Origin of the sequence: Leptolyngbya sp. NIES-2104 (genome assembly GCF_001485215.1) — a bacterium.
In the GTDB taxonomy this organism is placed as follows: Bacteria; Cyanobacteriota; Cyanobacteriia; order Leptolyngbyales; family Leptolyngbyaceae; genus Leptolyngbya.
In genome coordinates this window covers 3,857,690-3,871,239 of sequence record NZ_BBWW01000001.1, presented here as the reverse complement: position 1 = coordinate 3,871,239, position 13,550 = coordinate 3,857,690, and the positions used below count along the sequence as shown (strand labels likewise).

Sequence of the window (13,550 nt, the reverse complement as noted above, 5' to 3'; positions counted from 1 at the left end):
AAAGCTTCTCTATTTTTCTGTTTTGAGATCATCTTGATAAATAAATTTCTCGATTTGCAGTATCTTGAGCACGTTTCATCGCTTCAGGTAACGGTTGCTGTCCGAGCAATGCGCTCACAAATTGATTATCAAAACTGGTCACAATGGTTGGCAATGTTTCGCCCGCCTGCCAAATGGTTCCGTATTTTGCACCGGACACAAACGGCGAATAAATCGGATTACGATCGTAGTTCAATCCCGCAAGGACTGATCGCCGAGACGGTAATGCGACTCCTTGATTTGCCCATCGTTTCATTCCTGCTTCATCGGTTAGGTATTGGATCAACTTCCAAGCTGCATCTTTCTGTTTTGATTGGCGATTCATCACATAAGCAACCGTGTAAAGCATTGTGCCTTGTCGATCGTTAATTTTCGGAACTTCTGCGGTTTGAAACTTCAGCTTGGGGAACGTCTCTTTGAGATAGGGAATCGCCCAAGCGCCGTCGAGCGTCATCGCCACTCGTCCCTGTCCAAAGGCTTCACTATTCGAGTTCGCTCCGACATCGGATGCCTGAGCCGCAGTACGATCGCGCCGATATTGATCAATCACAAGCTCCAAGCCTTTCAGCCCTTCTGGACTGGCAAATGCAGCATAATTATTCGGGTCTACAAGCTGCCCACCGAAGGCTTTGATCATGAAAGTCTGACGAGGCAATTCTGGAACAACACCCATTCCGTAGCGATCGATTTTGCCGTTTTTGTCACTGGTTAATTTCTTCGCGGCTGTTCTCAATTCGTCCCACGTTCTCGGTGGTTGAGTGATGCCTGCGTTTTTCAAAGCAGTTGAATTGTAGAATAATGCCAGCGTTGAAAAGTCTTTTGGAATGCCATAAACCTTTCCATCGCGCTTGAATGCGTTTAATAAATTGGGTTCAAAATCATTCAGCTTAAAGTCTGGTTTGATATAAGAATTCAGCGGCTCTAATACACCGAATTTCATTAAAGTTGGTGCTTCAAACGCTTCTAGATAAAAAACATCGGGTGCCACTTCTCCGATCAAACGAGTTCTAATCACATCCATATATTGACTATTGATTACTTCTCGTTTTACTTTAATCGTTGGATTTTTTGCTTCAAATTCTCGAATTGTTTGATCGAGTAATTTACCTTCGTTTGGATTCGCTTGCCACCCGCTTAAAGTGATTTCAACTTGATTTGTATTGTTCGATCGACAACCCACCGTGAAGCAAAGTAACGCGATCGCGATCGAACTTGGAATCAACTTTCTCATACACTATTCAGTGAATTGTGATTTCTTCATCCTAATCATGTCGCTACGGTTTGCCCATTTGCTGAAATTTGTTTTTACGATCGCGCTTTGTCTTACCCTCGTCGCTTGTCAGCCTGCCCAATCCTCGAACGTGATTCGGCTGACTCTCTGGCAAGGGGTGAACCCGCCGCCGAATCGGGACGTGTTGCAGAAATTGGTCGATCGCTTTAATCAACAAAATCCCAACATCCAAGTCGAATCGCTCTATGTCGGACAGGGCGACCAGCAAATGCCGAAAATTCTCGCGGCAGTGGTTGGAAATGCTGCACCGGATATGTTGTGGTTTGCGCCGATGATCACCGGGCAATTAATAGAACTCGATGCGCTAAGGTCGATCGACGATTTGTTCGCCGCTTCCCCGCTCAAATCCGAACTCGATCCGGCTCTACTTAATACGATGCAATTTGAGGGTAAAGCCTGGTCAATTCCTTTTAGCACAAACAATGTCGGTATCTATTACCGTCCGAGTTTGTTCGCATCGGCAGGCGTGAAAGAACTACCGCAAACCTGGGCGGAATTTCGGCAAGTAGCAAAACAATTGACCCGCGATACAAACAATGATGGAAAAGCGGATCAATATGGAATGCTGCTACCGCTAGGAAAAGGAGAATGGACGGTTTTTACTTGGCTGCCCTTTATGTTTAGTGGGGGTGGCGTATTGGAATCACAAACCGGAGTCAATATTGCAAATTCAGGCGCGATCGCAGCTTTACAGTTCTGGCGCGATTTGATGCAAGACGGCTCTGCAATTCTATCTCAACCCGAACGCGGCTATGAACTCGATGGATTTCTAGCAGGTAAAGTCGCGATGCAGCTTTCAGGACCTTGGACGCTCGGACAACTGCAAGCGACCAAAGTTGATTTTGGAGTGTTGCCGATTCCGAAAGGGACGCAAGCCGGAACCGCGATCGGGGGCGAAAATCTCTTCTTTTTCAAATCGACTCCAGAGCGAGAACAAGCTGCGTTTAAGTTTGCGGAATTCGTCATGAGCGAGGAGTTTCAGACCGAATGGGCGATCGGGACTGGTTACCTACCCACGAACTTGAAATCGCGAGAAAGTCAGGCTTACAAGGAATTTCGCTCCAAACAGCCAGCAGTCGATGTGTTTTTGAGTCAAGCGCAATTTGGGCGATCGCGTCCGATTTTTCCAGGCTACAACCGGATTTCGGATAATTTAGGGCGAGCGATCGAAGCCACATTACTCGATCAAGCCACCCCTGAAGACGCGCTAAAAGCATCACAGCAACGATTAGATCTGATTTTCATGAACTAGCGGAGTTATTAAGCAACGTATCAATTGTTAAAGAAGAATGTGATTTTCCACCAGATCTGAGATGTGTTTTGTAAGATGAAATTACTAAAGAAAGGTATTCCAAGTTACCAAAAACGCCCGCCAAACTTCATTAAGGCAGGTTCATAAAAACCCAAGCCCAGATCGGTTTCCGGTCTGGGTTTATTATTGGTCGAACAAATCCAGCGGCAAATGTCCAAACGTTTCATTCACGCCATCGTCAAATGCGGACTGACAGGATACTAATGCACCGCGATGCTCTCCAGCATACGGTTCCATGTGCGATCGACCCGTCAACGGATTGAATTTGATATAGATCGTTCCGGGAATTGATCGCGTTTCGGGTACATCATATTTCAACGCACTCGTATAGCTCGAAAGCGCTTTCAATCCCTCTTCAGCCGTTTCTGCACAGATTCCGAGAATTTGATAATCAGACAAATCTGCCACGATGAAGACTGCTTCTCGAATTGCGGCATAATCGAGCGGTTCAGAAGATCGTTCGGTACAGATAAATTGCCGCAAAATAGTTTCAGCTTGCGATCGCGTCATGAATTTCGGTTTGAGGTCTACGATCGAATTAGTTTACCGTCTAAAGTAGTAGTACAAGTTTTCTATTTATCTTATGACTGCCGATCCTGTTGTTTCCAATGTGTTAGAACTGCGCGAAAAGCTGCTCCAATCGCTGCGAAGTACGTTACGCCCCGGACAGCGAGAAATTGCAGATTGGCAAGAAGGGCGATTAGCAGTCTCAGCGGTTCCCGGAGCCGGAAAATCGACCGGGATGGCAGTCGCGGCAGCCGTTGCGATCGCACGTCATCAACTCCACAGCCGTCACCAATTAGTGGTGGTTACATTTACGCGATCGGCAGCCGCCAATATTAAATCGAAAATTCGCGAGTATTTGAAAAAACTCAGCTTACCTCAAGGTGGCTTTGTCGTTCATACGTTGCATGGATTAGCTTGGTCGATCGCGAGAAGTGCCCCAGAGCGATCGGGCTTCAGTCCCGATTCAATCCTGATTACTCCAACTCAAGGAAGTCGATTGATTCGCACCAGCGTAGAACAGTGGTTAGGACTCAATCCAAATCTCTATCAACGCTTATTAGAAGGGCAACAATTCGACGGAGAAGAAACCGAAAGACTCCGAAGACAAGCCGTTTTGAGAACTGAAGTCTTACCTGCATTAGCAGAGACAGTCATTCGAGAAGCGAAAAGTTCGGGATTGCTACCGGACGAGCTACGCAATCAAATTTCATCAGATGAGTATTCAATTCTGTCAATTGCAGCAGGACTTTACGAACAATATCAACTGCAATTACAGAACCGGAACTTTATTGATTACGATGAGATGGTTTTAGGTGCGCTACGAGTGTTAGAGCACCCAACCGTTCGTGCTCGTTGGCAATCTCAAGTATTTGCTGTGTTTGAAGATGAAGCACAGGATTCTAGCCCACTCCAGACAAAGCTACTAGAACTATTAGCCGCTGAGCCAGAATCGAACAATCAAAACTTAGTTCGGGTTGGCGATCCGAATCAAGCCATTAATTCGACCTTTACACCCGCTGATCCGGTGTTCTTTCGAGAATTTTGTCAGACTTGTTCGATCGAGAATCGTCTAGCCGAAATGAACCAAGCAGGTCGCAGTAGCCGCATCATTCTCGAAGCCGCAAACTATGTTCTAAATTGGGTCAATCGAACTTACGGCAAAGAAGAAACAGCACCTTTTCGATCGCAGATGATCCATCCCGTTTCAGCAAACGATCCACAAGCCGATGCAAATCCCAACCCTGAAGGATTAGGCTTTGAGATTCACACGCCAGAAGATGTGCATCAAAGCGTGGAATGGATTGGAAAAAGAGCGATCGCATTGTTCAACGCTTATCCAGAACGAACCGCTGCTGTGTTAGTTCGTACCAATGATCAAGGGCGATTTGTAGCTCGAGAACTATCCCGCTGGTTTGATGAGAAACTGTCTGTCTTTGAAGTGGGAATGCGCGATCGACAATCACACATTCCAGCAGAGATGCTTTCATTGCTGCAATTTCTCGATCGACCTCATTCCCCAGACAATCTCAAAGCTGCTTTATCTGTGTTCGTCGGTCGTCGCATCATTCCCAATCAAGATCTCAACGCACTGATCACTTTCCCAGAACAGTTTCTTTATCCTGCTCCCCTTGATCCCCCTCAAGATCCGCAAGTTCAGCAAGCCAGCCGTTTTTGTACCAGTTTACTGAGAGCCAGATTAGAACTTCCCCTCTATCAGTTAATCTCATTTCTAGCTTACACCTTGAACTATGAGCAAACCGAACTAGCAACGGCGGATAAACTCGCAGAGCGCATCATGCAGCAAACTAGAGAAAATTCGCTCACAGCATTGTTAGAAGTACTCAACGACATTGTGAGTTCAGAGCGATTTGAACCTGTCGAAGCTGAAGATGACGATCGCTATGTTCGCCCCAGTCAGATCACAGTGATCACAATGCACAAAGCGAAAGGTCTGGACTGGGACTATGTATTTATTCCATTCCTGCACGAGAACATGATTCCGGGTTCACTCTACATTCCGCCTGCAATGCAGTTTTTAGGCGATTTCACACTTTCTGAAGTCGCACGAGCGCAAATTAGAGCGATCGTACATCAAGAACCCATTCCCAACACCGAAGAAGCGTGGGAACGAGCGGGATACTTAAAAACCGCTGAAGAGTTTCGATTGCTCTATGTCGCCATGACACGAGCAAAACGATTGTTGTGGATGTCTGCGGCAAAGCAAGCGCCGTTTAGTTGGAACAAACCGGAAAATTTAGACGATCGTAAACCCTGCCCTGTGATCCCCGCTTTAAAGCAGCAGTTCCCGCTCTCAGTAATTGGCGAAACCGACGAAGAGGAAGATGATGTAGAGTTCTAGAAGTGCAAGATGTCAATCATGGCTCAAACTCCTACCCCAACTACGCTAGAAGAGTTTCTAAAGCTGCAAGACACTAAGCCTGCAAGTGAGCTTATTCATGGTCAAATCATTCAGAAACCAACGCCCACGGGAAAGCGAAGTGCAATTCAGGGCGAATTGAGTTCTATGATTGGTTCTGAATTGAGGAATAAGAAGATTGCTCGTGTTTTTCTCGAATTGCGCTGTGTCTTCGACGATCGAGCAATTGTTCCTGATATTGCCATATTCACTTGGGATCGTATTCCTCGTGATCCAGATGGCAAAGTAGCAAAAGAGTTTTGTCTTGCTCCAGATTGGACGATCGAAATTCAGACTCCAAGCACGAAACTCATCAAGAAAACGCTACACACTCTAGAGCATGGAACACAAATGACATGGATTATTGATCCTGAAGAGAACGCAATCCTTGTTTACTTTCCCTCTCGACTCGTTAAACTTTACGACCTGGAAACACCCAACGAACAGATTGATGTTCCAAAGTTTGCCAAAGGTCTTACTCCAACGGTTGGACAAATCTTTAGCTGCCTCGAAGCATAAAAAACTTTTTAGGAGCCTGTTAGTAAGTACAAAGATACTTTCCCAACTTCTTCGCTACAACAATGCGACGAACTCTTCGATGCTCAACTCAACATCTCGAATAATTGCTCTTAATGTTCCTTTTGCGATCGCTGGATGGTCTGGAACAACGATTTGAGCAAAAGGTTCATCTCGCCGCATAATAATGTGGCTGCTTTCTCGTCGTTTTTGATAGAAGCCGATTTTCTCTAGCGCTTTGACACATTCTTTCCCGGAAACACTCGGCAGCTTGCTCACACAACCACCAAAAACGCTTCAAAATGATCTTCTGGGACAGGCAAGCCATCTTCTTCCAGAGCAGCGACATATCCAGCGATCGCTTCTTTGATATTCGATAATGCTTCTTCTTTCGTTTGTCCTTGACTATTGCAACCTTTCAAGCTTGGACATTCTGCAATCCAAACGCCGTCTTCATCCCTAGATAAAATAACCTGTCTCGTCTGTTGGTTCATTCGTGCAAACCATGTCGCTGCTGACTATTTTAGCGATATTGCGGTGGGGATCGCATGATCCCCATTTTGATTCAACTTAGTTCAGGATGCCGTCTTTCTTCGCCATCGTGGTCATCAGATCGATCACGCGGTTTGAGTAGCCCCATTCGTTGTCGTACCAAGAGACAATCTTGAAGAAGTTGGAATTCAGTTCGATTCCTGCACCTGCATCGAAAATGCTCGATCGACGATCGCCCTGAAAGTCAGTCGAAACCACTTCCTCATCGGTATAGCCCAAAACACCCTTGAGCGATGTTTCTGAAGCTTCTTTCATCGCTTCACAAATTTCTTTGTAGCTCGTCGCTTTCTCAGTTTTGAAGGTTAAGTCAACCACCGAAACGTCCGGAGTCGGCACACGAAACGCCATTCCAGTCAGTTTTCCTTTCAATTCAGGAAGAACCAATGTGACCGCTTTAGCGGCTCCAGTTGCGGCAGGAATGATGTTCTGAGCGGCTCCGCGTCCACCACGCCAGTCTTTTTTACTCGGACCATCGACCGTCGGCTGTGTTGCGGTCATCGCGTGAACCGTGGTCATCAAACCTTCGACTAAACCAAATCGATCGTTCAACACTTTCGCCACTGGAGCAAGACAGTTCGTGGTGCAGCTTGCATTCGAGACAACCGTATCTTTTTCGGGATCATACGAATCGTGATTTACCCCCATCAGCAAGGTTTTGACCCGCTCTGGATCTTTTGTCGGAGCAGAGATAATGACTCGCTTTGCGCCCGCTTTGACATGATTTGAGGCGCTGTCAAAATCGGTAAAGAGTCCGGTCGATTCGACAATGTAATCGGCTCCCAGATTGCCCCAAGGTAGCTCTGCCGGATTCCGCATCGCAAAACAGGGAATAAAGCGATCGTTGACCATGATGCCATCCGGTTTTGCTTCGATCTTGGCGGAATGGACACCATGCGTAGAATCGTACTTCAACAAATACGCCAAATTATCCGGCGGAACGAGATCATTAATTCCGACAACTTCAATACTTGGATTTTCAAGCGCTGCACGAAACACCAGGCGACCAATCCGCCCGAAACCATTAATCCCTATTTTCACAGTAGCCATTGGAAAAAACTCCAAATTTTAAGAGAAGAGACACGTCAAATTTTTGGTGTTTCCTCACGCTATCGCATTTATCTAATCAGTTCGATAGATGTAATCTTTTCCTCACGGTTGAGCCATTTTGTTAACGAATGCTCACTTTCGATCGCGGATTTTTCATTGCTTATGCTCCAACTTCTTTAAGCATTGTGCGCTATATCAATAAAAGAACTTTTTTGGAGCAGAAAAAATGTCGCGCACCAAACCTTATCAATCTTCACTACTCCGGTTTCTACATGGTGTGAATGCTCTGTTTGTGATTGGTGCTTTGATTACGGGCTACTGGGCGTACAACACGTTCGATGGGCGTTTTGGCAAGATTCCGCTACCAAGAATTAATCCGATCATTGATTACCACGGCACGATCGGATTGATGTTTTTTCTGTTTGCGCCACTCTTTGTGATTTATAGTCTTTGGCTCGGTCGGAAGAAATTGATTCAGAAAGACTCGATCGGACAATTATCGCAAGTGAGAAAACCGATTTGGTGGATTAGTCTACAGCGATTGGTTAATACAGGAATGTTAGGTGCGATCGCATTTGCAGCCATTAGCGGGAAATTGATGGATGAAACCTGGTTGCCAACTGGAGAATTGCATCATTTGGCGTATTCTCTACATTTACTTTCGTGGGCGACAATGTTGGTGTGTTTAGCACTACATCTATTAATGAGCGCAAAGGTCGGAGGCGTAACGCTTTTATTATCTATGAGTAGCTTAAAAGTACGTCCCGATGACCATCCGAAATTTTGGTTCAACCAACTGCGCGATCGAGTTAAATAACAATGTCTGCTTTAATCGGGGCTGATTCATGAGTTTTACAATCCAGAACGTTTTGATTGCGAAAGGTGAGGGATATGAAGCGGTTGATGTGCAGATTCAAAACGATCGGATTGTCGCGATCGCGCCGAAGCTAGAAGTCATCGGAACCGCGATCGATGGCACAAACAAGCTACTACTACCCGGATTTGTCAATGCTCACACCCATTCTTCTGAGATGTGGCAGCGCGGCATCATTCCGCCATTGCCGCTCGAACTTTGGCTCGCAGAACTCTATGAATTCACACCGCTCAATCCAGAGCAAGCTTATCTGAGTGCGGTTGGAACTGCGATCGAAACATTGATGACCGGGGGAACTACAGTTGTTGATCATTTAGTGCTGATTCCAGGACTAGAGATTGAAACGATCGCGGCTGCAAATCGAGGCTATCGAGATGTTGGAATTCGTGCTTTTATTGCTCCTTTGATTCAAGATGAGGATTTAAGTGCAGGCATTCCCACAGGTGGCGATGAAGTCAGTCGCGGGGACTATGTGCGACCGACACAAGCCACATTGGAACTAGTTGAGGAAGCGGTGAAACAATTCCATCGCCCGGAGGAAGGTGTTGAAATTATGGTGGCTCCGACGGGCATTCAGCTTTGTTCAGATGCGTTGTTTGAGGGGTGCATTGAATTAAGCGATCGCTATGATCTCAGTCGTCATGCTCATTTACTCGAAACCAAAGCACAAAAGTTATTAGCGAGTGAAAAGTATGGCTGTAGTGCAGTACAGCATCTCAAAGACATTGGTTTTTTGAGTGAAAAAACTTCTCTCGCTCACTGTGTCTGGTTGGATGAGCATGACATTAAACTCATGGCAGAAACGCGATCGACGGTTGTTCACAATCCACTGAGCAACTTACGTTTAGGCAGTGGAATTGCTCCGATTCTGAAGTACCGTCAAGCTGGCGTGAATGTTGCTTTTGGGTGTGATGGTTCTGCAAGCAATGACTCTCAAGATTTGCTAGAGGCGATCAAAATTGGTTCGATTTTGCATTCGGTGACAGACTTTGATTATCAACACTGGATCACACCACGGCAATCTGTAGAGATGGCATCGCTTGGAGGTGCAACTGGATTGAATCGATCGGATCAGTTTGGTTCTTTGGAAGTGGGCAAGAAAGCGGATCTCGTGATGTATGACTTGAAATCACTATCTTTACTGCCTCGAACTGATCCGATCGGGCTTTTAGTGCTCGGTCGTCCTGTGAATGTGGTCAGTCATGCGTGGGTCAATGGTAAATCTGCGATCAGTGATCATCAAATCTGCAATGTGAATGTTGAGGAGCTGAAGGAAAAACTATTCGATCAAAGCGAATGGACTCCGAAACGCAAATCGATCGCCGTTGCCGAAACCGAAGCCCGATATCGCTCTGTGATGGGTCTTAGCTAAACCAAACTAATCCAGCGACGATCGCAATTCCCGCAATCAACGCAACCCAGATAAAGCCATTGTCTTTGGTATTCACCTGGCTTAAATCAACTTCTTCAGGCACGATCGACACTTTTTTCTCCGGTCGCTTTCGAGGAGTCGTTGGCGCGAATTTCGATCGACCAAAATCGCGATCGGATTCGTTTTCGTCGATCGCACCTAGATCTGGAATCTCCGTCAGCCATTCCGGGCGCGTTTTCAATCGCGGAGCTTCCAGAATATATAACAGTCGTCTGCCTTGCTTACGAGTGGTTAAATCGGGATGCTGGCAAGCTTTTCGGCACAGGGTTAACGCTTCCGATCGCTGTCCTGCCGCTTCGTAAGCCGTCACTAGCCAAATTTGCATCTCGCCGCTCAATCTGGAACCTGGAGCGACCAGAGCATTCGATCGCTCTAAATACGTCACTGCCTGCCGATAATCGCCCCGCTCGAAGGCAGCTTTTCCGGCTTGATATTCTCGGACTGCGAGATCACGCTGTTCTGTCGTCATGCTGAAAGGATCAATACGCCTATTTTTTAGAGTATCGAAATCCTAGACATTCTGTTCATCTGCCTTGGCTTGGAGTTCTGAAGGTAACTCTGAATTTTTGGTATACGATCGCACCGTATTCATCTCACCCCAAGCCACTTTTTCACACAGCGTCCTTGCGGCTCCTAGCTCCTGTCCTTCAGTATCAAAGAGTTCCGCCCAGCCATCGTCGCCATCCGTACTAACCGTCACCGCGTAGATGTCTTGATTTTGAATTTTTTCTTGAGCAACCGCAACCGAACCCCAATCTGAAATTTGATTCAAGTAATAATCGTAAGCTTCTAAAACAGACTGGGGAACAGTCGATCGCACTTTTTCATCACTCAGATCCAAACTCATCGCCGGATTCGCCTGAAACGATTGAACCTCAGTCTCTTGTGCTTGATAAGCTTGGGCGTGTTGATTTGCCCAACTGTCTCGAATCGTTTGTAAGCGATCGCTCATAGTCCAATCCTGATTTTTCCAAATTAATAGAATAGCTCACGCTAGTAAGTTATCAACAGAAACACTAAATCCTTGCAATACCTTTTGAGTACTGACTGTTTCACCTAACGTTTTGAGGACTTGATTCTCAGCCGTAATCACCAAAACATACTGGCTTTCTGGAAACACCAGCCAAACTTCTTGACACTGAGAAGCTAAGTACTCGCGAACTTTCGTAAAAACTTCCTCTGCTTTGTCGGTTGGAGAAATAATTTCAGCAATTAGCAGAAAGCTATGAGGCAGAACCTTGAAATTACCATGTTGAGCAACCAAATCAGGCGAAAGGTAAGCAACATCAGGACAGCGGACTCTCTCAATAGTCCGACAAGGCGTTTCTGTATAAATCTCTCCACCTTGCTGACTAGACTCCTGATAGTTGCCCCAATACCGAGCGAGTCTAGCTTGAATTCGTCCCGTTCTTGCATTCATATCCTGTTTTTCAATTAACTGCCCGTCGATCCATTCGGTGTGATCGATCGGGTCTTCTAAAAAAGCCTCCAGTGAAATTGGGGGCGCGATGGCGATCGACATTTCTGTTCTCCTTTAGCTAATATCGGTATCCCAACTCGGATTCCGCTTGAGCACGATTTCGCGCTTATCCACCATTGTCATAAATGCAGGTAGATCCGGTGAAGCTTTACTCGTTAATCCCAATTCTGCAACGGCTTGATTGCACGTTTTACCTTCGGTCATTCGGTAGGCAATGTCTTCGATGTTTGCCCAAGTTAGATCACTCTCGACAAACGCTTTGGTCATTACATTGAGCAAATCAACCCAATTGTTGCCCTCAGCTTTCGTCATCATCGAATGGGGAATGTTGAGCGCACGATCGAAGCTGTAGTACCAGGTTTCTGGCTGACGCGGTAAGAGATTTTCAAACAAGGCTTCGTGATCCGGATTGCTCACTGCTCGATCGGCATCAGTCGAAACAATAAACATCGGGGGAGTCGTAGCCGTTCTCGATTCATTCAAAACCTCACGACCGATATCGAGAAAGACTCGGAGTTGTGGAAAAATGAATCCTTCATAACCGAGCGGTTCTCCAGGCTGATCACTTTGCCACTTGAAATAACCATTGAAAAGTTTGACAAACAGATCAACGACTTTATTACTGCTGCTGAGATAGGAAGCAAACAATAAAGCGCGATCGACCTGCGTGGGTTTCTCCAGTGCTAACCACGCTGCCATCGTGCCGCCCCCAGACAGCCCGCCCACGATAACTCGATCGCCAAATCCTTGAGCCTTCTGCAACCAGTCCAGCGCGAAATCCTTATACACCTGCGGATCGATCGGCAGCGGGGGCGGATTTTGCCCGTTCCAATCGCCTGCCTGACCATGACCCGGCAATCGAGGAATGATCACGTTATAGCCTGCTCGATAAAATGCCTGTCCCATCGGAGCAAACTGATAAGGAGCAGCGGTGAACCCGTGAAAGAACAGGCAGACTTTTGAGGTGGGCGCAGAATGCAAAAGAAACTGCGATCGACACGACTCATTCCGAATCGGCAATCGATCTTCCTGCTGTTTGATTTGCTGAGGGATCGATCGTGCCGCGATCGAATAGCCGCTTGAAGAATTGGTGGACATGATAACAAGGAGATGCAAACAGTACAGTCAGAATGCCCGACTTTACAGCATGAACTCTGATCCGACGATCATTGAACCTGTGCCTTCATCGGTGAAAATTTCGAGTAAAAGCGAATGCGGCATTCGTCCATCGACAATGTGTGCCGCCTTCACACCCTGTGCTAGCGATCGTACACAACAGTTCACCTTTGGAATCATCCCCCCTGAGACAATGCCATCATCGATCAGCTTCCGCGCTTTCTGAATGTCCAATCGGGGAATCAAGGTCGATGAATCTTTGTAGTCGCGCAGAATTCCCGCTGTATCAGTGAGCAAAATCAATTTCTCGGCTCCTAACGCCGCTGCAATCTCACCTGCAACTGTGTCTGCATTAATGTTATAAGCCTGTCCGGTTTCATCGGCAGCGACACTCGAAACCACTGGAATATGACCATTCTTTACCAAGGTTTCCAAAATCTGAGGATTCACCCGCGTCACTTCTCCCACAAATCCGATCCCTTCCTCGTCTGCGGGACGCGCTTCAAACAATCCCCCATCTTTTCCGCACAGTCCAACCGCTGAGCCACCCGCTTGATTAATCAGCGAGACAATTTCTTTATTGACGCGCCCGACGAGTACCATTTCCACCACATCCATCGTCGCGGCATCCGTCACCCGCAATCCATTCTTAAACTGAGCTTCGATGCCCAACTTATTCAGCCAAGAATTAATCTCAGGTCCGCCACCATGTACCAGAATCGGACGCAACCCGACACACGCCATAAACACCACATCGCGAATGACTTTTTCTTTGAGGGTGCTGTCTTTCATCGCCGCGCCGCCGTATTTCACAACGATCGTGCGTCCGGTGAACTGCTGAATATAGGGAAGGGCTTCGCTGAGAATCCGAACGCGAGTTTCTGCGGCACTTTCAAGGTATTCGGTGTCTTTGAGCATGGAACCAATCGGTAAAAGTGATCTGACCTACGATCGCGTACTTTACCACC

Annotated in this window: 15 protein-coding genes; 5 read left to right on the top strand and 10 right to left on the bottom strand. The window is 46.7% G+C overall.

All coding sequences use genetic code 11. From position 1 onward, the window contains the following. Nucleotides 1–28: 28 nt before the first annotated feature. Nucleotides 29–1,270 carry an ABC transporter substrate-binding protein gene (locus NIES2104_RS18380; RefSeq protein WP_058999725.1) on the bottom strand — a complete coding sequence of 414 codons (1,242 nt, stop codon included), beginning with the start codon at nt 1,268–1,270 and terminating at the stop codon, nt 29–31. 37 nt (nt 1,271–1,307) lie between these two features. On the opposite strand from NIES2104_RS18380, the gene NIES2104_RS18375 reads away from it, so the two are divergent. Next, a complete protein-coding gene (locus tag NIES2104_RS18375) occupies nt 1,308–2,582 on the top strand; it encodes an ABC transporter substrate-binding protein (protein WP_058999724.1) in 1,275 nt (424 codons plus the stop codon). A gap of 183 nt (nt 2,583–2,765) precedes the next feature. Here NIES2104_RS18375 and NIES2104_RS18370 read toward each other — a convergent pair whose 3' ends face one another. Continuing rightward, nucleotides 2,766–3,152, bottom strand: a complete 387-nt coding sequence (locus tag NIES2104_RS18370; protein WP_058999723.1) for a DUF1824 family protein — start codon at nt 3,150–3,152, stop codon at nt 2,766–2,768. A 73-nt stretch (nt 3,153–3,225) separates the two neighbouring features. On the opposite strand from NIES2104_RS18370, the gene NIES2104_RS18365 reads away from it, so the two are divergent. Together NIES2104_RS18365 and NIES2104_RS18360 are read left to right on the top strand one after the other, a co-directional pair. Beyond that, the gene (locus NIES2104_RS18365; protein WP_058999722.1) at nt 3,226–5,508 is read left to right on the top strand and encodes an ATP-dependent helicase; all 2,283 of its coding nucleotides are present in this window, start codon (nt 3,226–3,228) and stop codon (nt 5,506–5,508) included. Nucleotides 5,509–5,526: 18 nt separating this feature from the next. Further along, complete coding sequence (locus NIES2104_RS18360) at nt 5,527–6,084, top strand: Uma2 family endonuclease (protein WP_058999721.1); 558 nt, start codon at nt 5,527–5,529, stop codon at nt 6,082–6,084. 54 nt (nt 6,085–6,138) lie between these two features. On the opposite strand, the gene NIES2104_RS18355 is transcribed toward NIES2104_RS18360, so the two are convergent. From NIES2104_RS18355 to gap, 3 genes are all read right to left on the bottom strand, one after another. Further along, a complete protein-coding gene (locus NIES2104_RS18355; protein WP_058999720.1) occupies nt 6,139–6,360 on the bottom strand; it encodes a type II toxin-antitoxin system HicA family toxin in 222 nt (73 codons plus the stop codon). Next, nucleotides 6,357–6,575 (bottom strand): type II toxin-antitoxin system HicB family antitoxin, encoded by a 219-nt coding sequence (locus tag NIES2104_RS18350; RefSeq protein ID WP_058999719.1) that lies wholly within the window; start codon nt 6,573–6,575, stop codon nt 6,357–6,359. The genes NIES2104_RS18355 and NIES2104_RS18350 overlap by 4 nt, the downstream gene beginning before the upstream one ends. Nucleotides 6,576–6,651: 76 nt before the next feature. After that, a complete protein-coding gene (gene gap / locus NIES2104_RS18345; protein WP_058999718.1) occupies nt 6,652–7,680 on the bottom strand; it encodes a type I glyceraldehyde-3-phosphate dehydrogenase in 1,029 nt (342 codons plus the stop codon). Nucleotides 7,681–7,906: 226 nt separating this feature from the next. Between gap and NIES2104_RS18340 the strand changes: the two genes are divergently transcribed. Together NIES2104_RS18340 and NIES2104_RS18335 are read left to right on the top strand one after the other, a co-directional pair. Continuing rightward, on the top strand, nt 7,907–8,497 hold the full coding sequence (locus tag NIES2104_RS18340) for a cytochrome b/b6 domain-containing protein (protein ID WP_058999717.1): 591 nt from the start codon (nt 7,907–7,909) through the stop codon (nt 8,495–8,497). 28 nt (nt 8,498–8,525) lie between these two features. Further along, nucleotides 8,526–9,926 carry an amidohydrolase gene (locus NIES2104_RS18335; protein WP_058999716.1) on the top strand — a complete coding sequence of 467 codons (1,401 nt, stop codon included), beginning with the start codon at nt 8,526–8,528 and terminating at the stop codon, nt 9,924–9,926. On the opposite strand, the gene NIES2104_RS18330 is transcribed toward NIES2104_RS18335, so the two are convergent. From NIES2104_RS18330 to argB, 5 genes are read right to left on the bottom strand one after another with little or no spacing between them, the layout of a single operon-like run. Beyond that, nucleotides 9,919–10,455 (bottom strand): hypothetical protein, encoded by a 537-nt coding sequence (locus tag NIES2104_RS18330; RefSeq protein WP_058999715.1) that lies wholly within the window; start codon nt 10,453–10,455, stop codon nt 9,919–9,921. The genes NIES2104_RS18335 and NIES2104_RS18330 overlap by 8 nt on opposite strands. 42 nt (nt 10,456–10,497) lie before the next feature. After that, nucleotides 10,498–10,938 (bottom strand): hypothetical protein, encoded by a 441-nt coding sequence (locus tag NIES2104_RS18325; protein WP_058999714.1) that lies wholly within the window; start codon nt 10,936–10,938, stop codon nt 10,498–10,500. Between the two features lie 36 nt (nt 10,939–10,974). Beyond that, a complete protein-coding gene (locus NIES2104_RS18320) occupies nt 10,975–11,508 on the bottom strand; it encodes a Uma2 family endonuclease (RefSeq protein WP_058999713.1) in 534 nt (177 codons plus the stop codon). A gap of 12 nt (nt 11,509–11,520) precedes the next feature. After that, a complete protein-coding gene (locus NIES2104_RS18315) occupies nt 11,521–12,564 on the bottom strand; it encodes a carboxylesterase (protein WP_058999712.1) in 1,044 nt (347 codons plus the stop codon). A 42-nt stretch (nt 12,565–12,606) separates the two neighbouring features. After that, nucleotides 12,607–13,500 (bottom strand): acetylglutamate kinase, encoded by an 894-nt coding sequence (gene argB / locus NIES2104_RS18310; protein ID WP_058999711.1) that lies wholly within the window; start codon nt 13,498–13,500, stop codon nt 12,607–12,609. Nucleotides 13,501–13,550 lie beyond the last annotated feature (50 nt).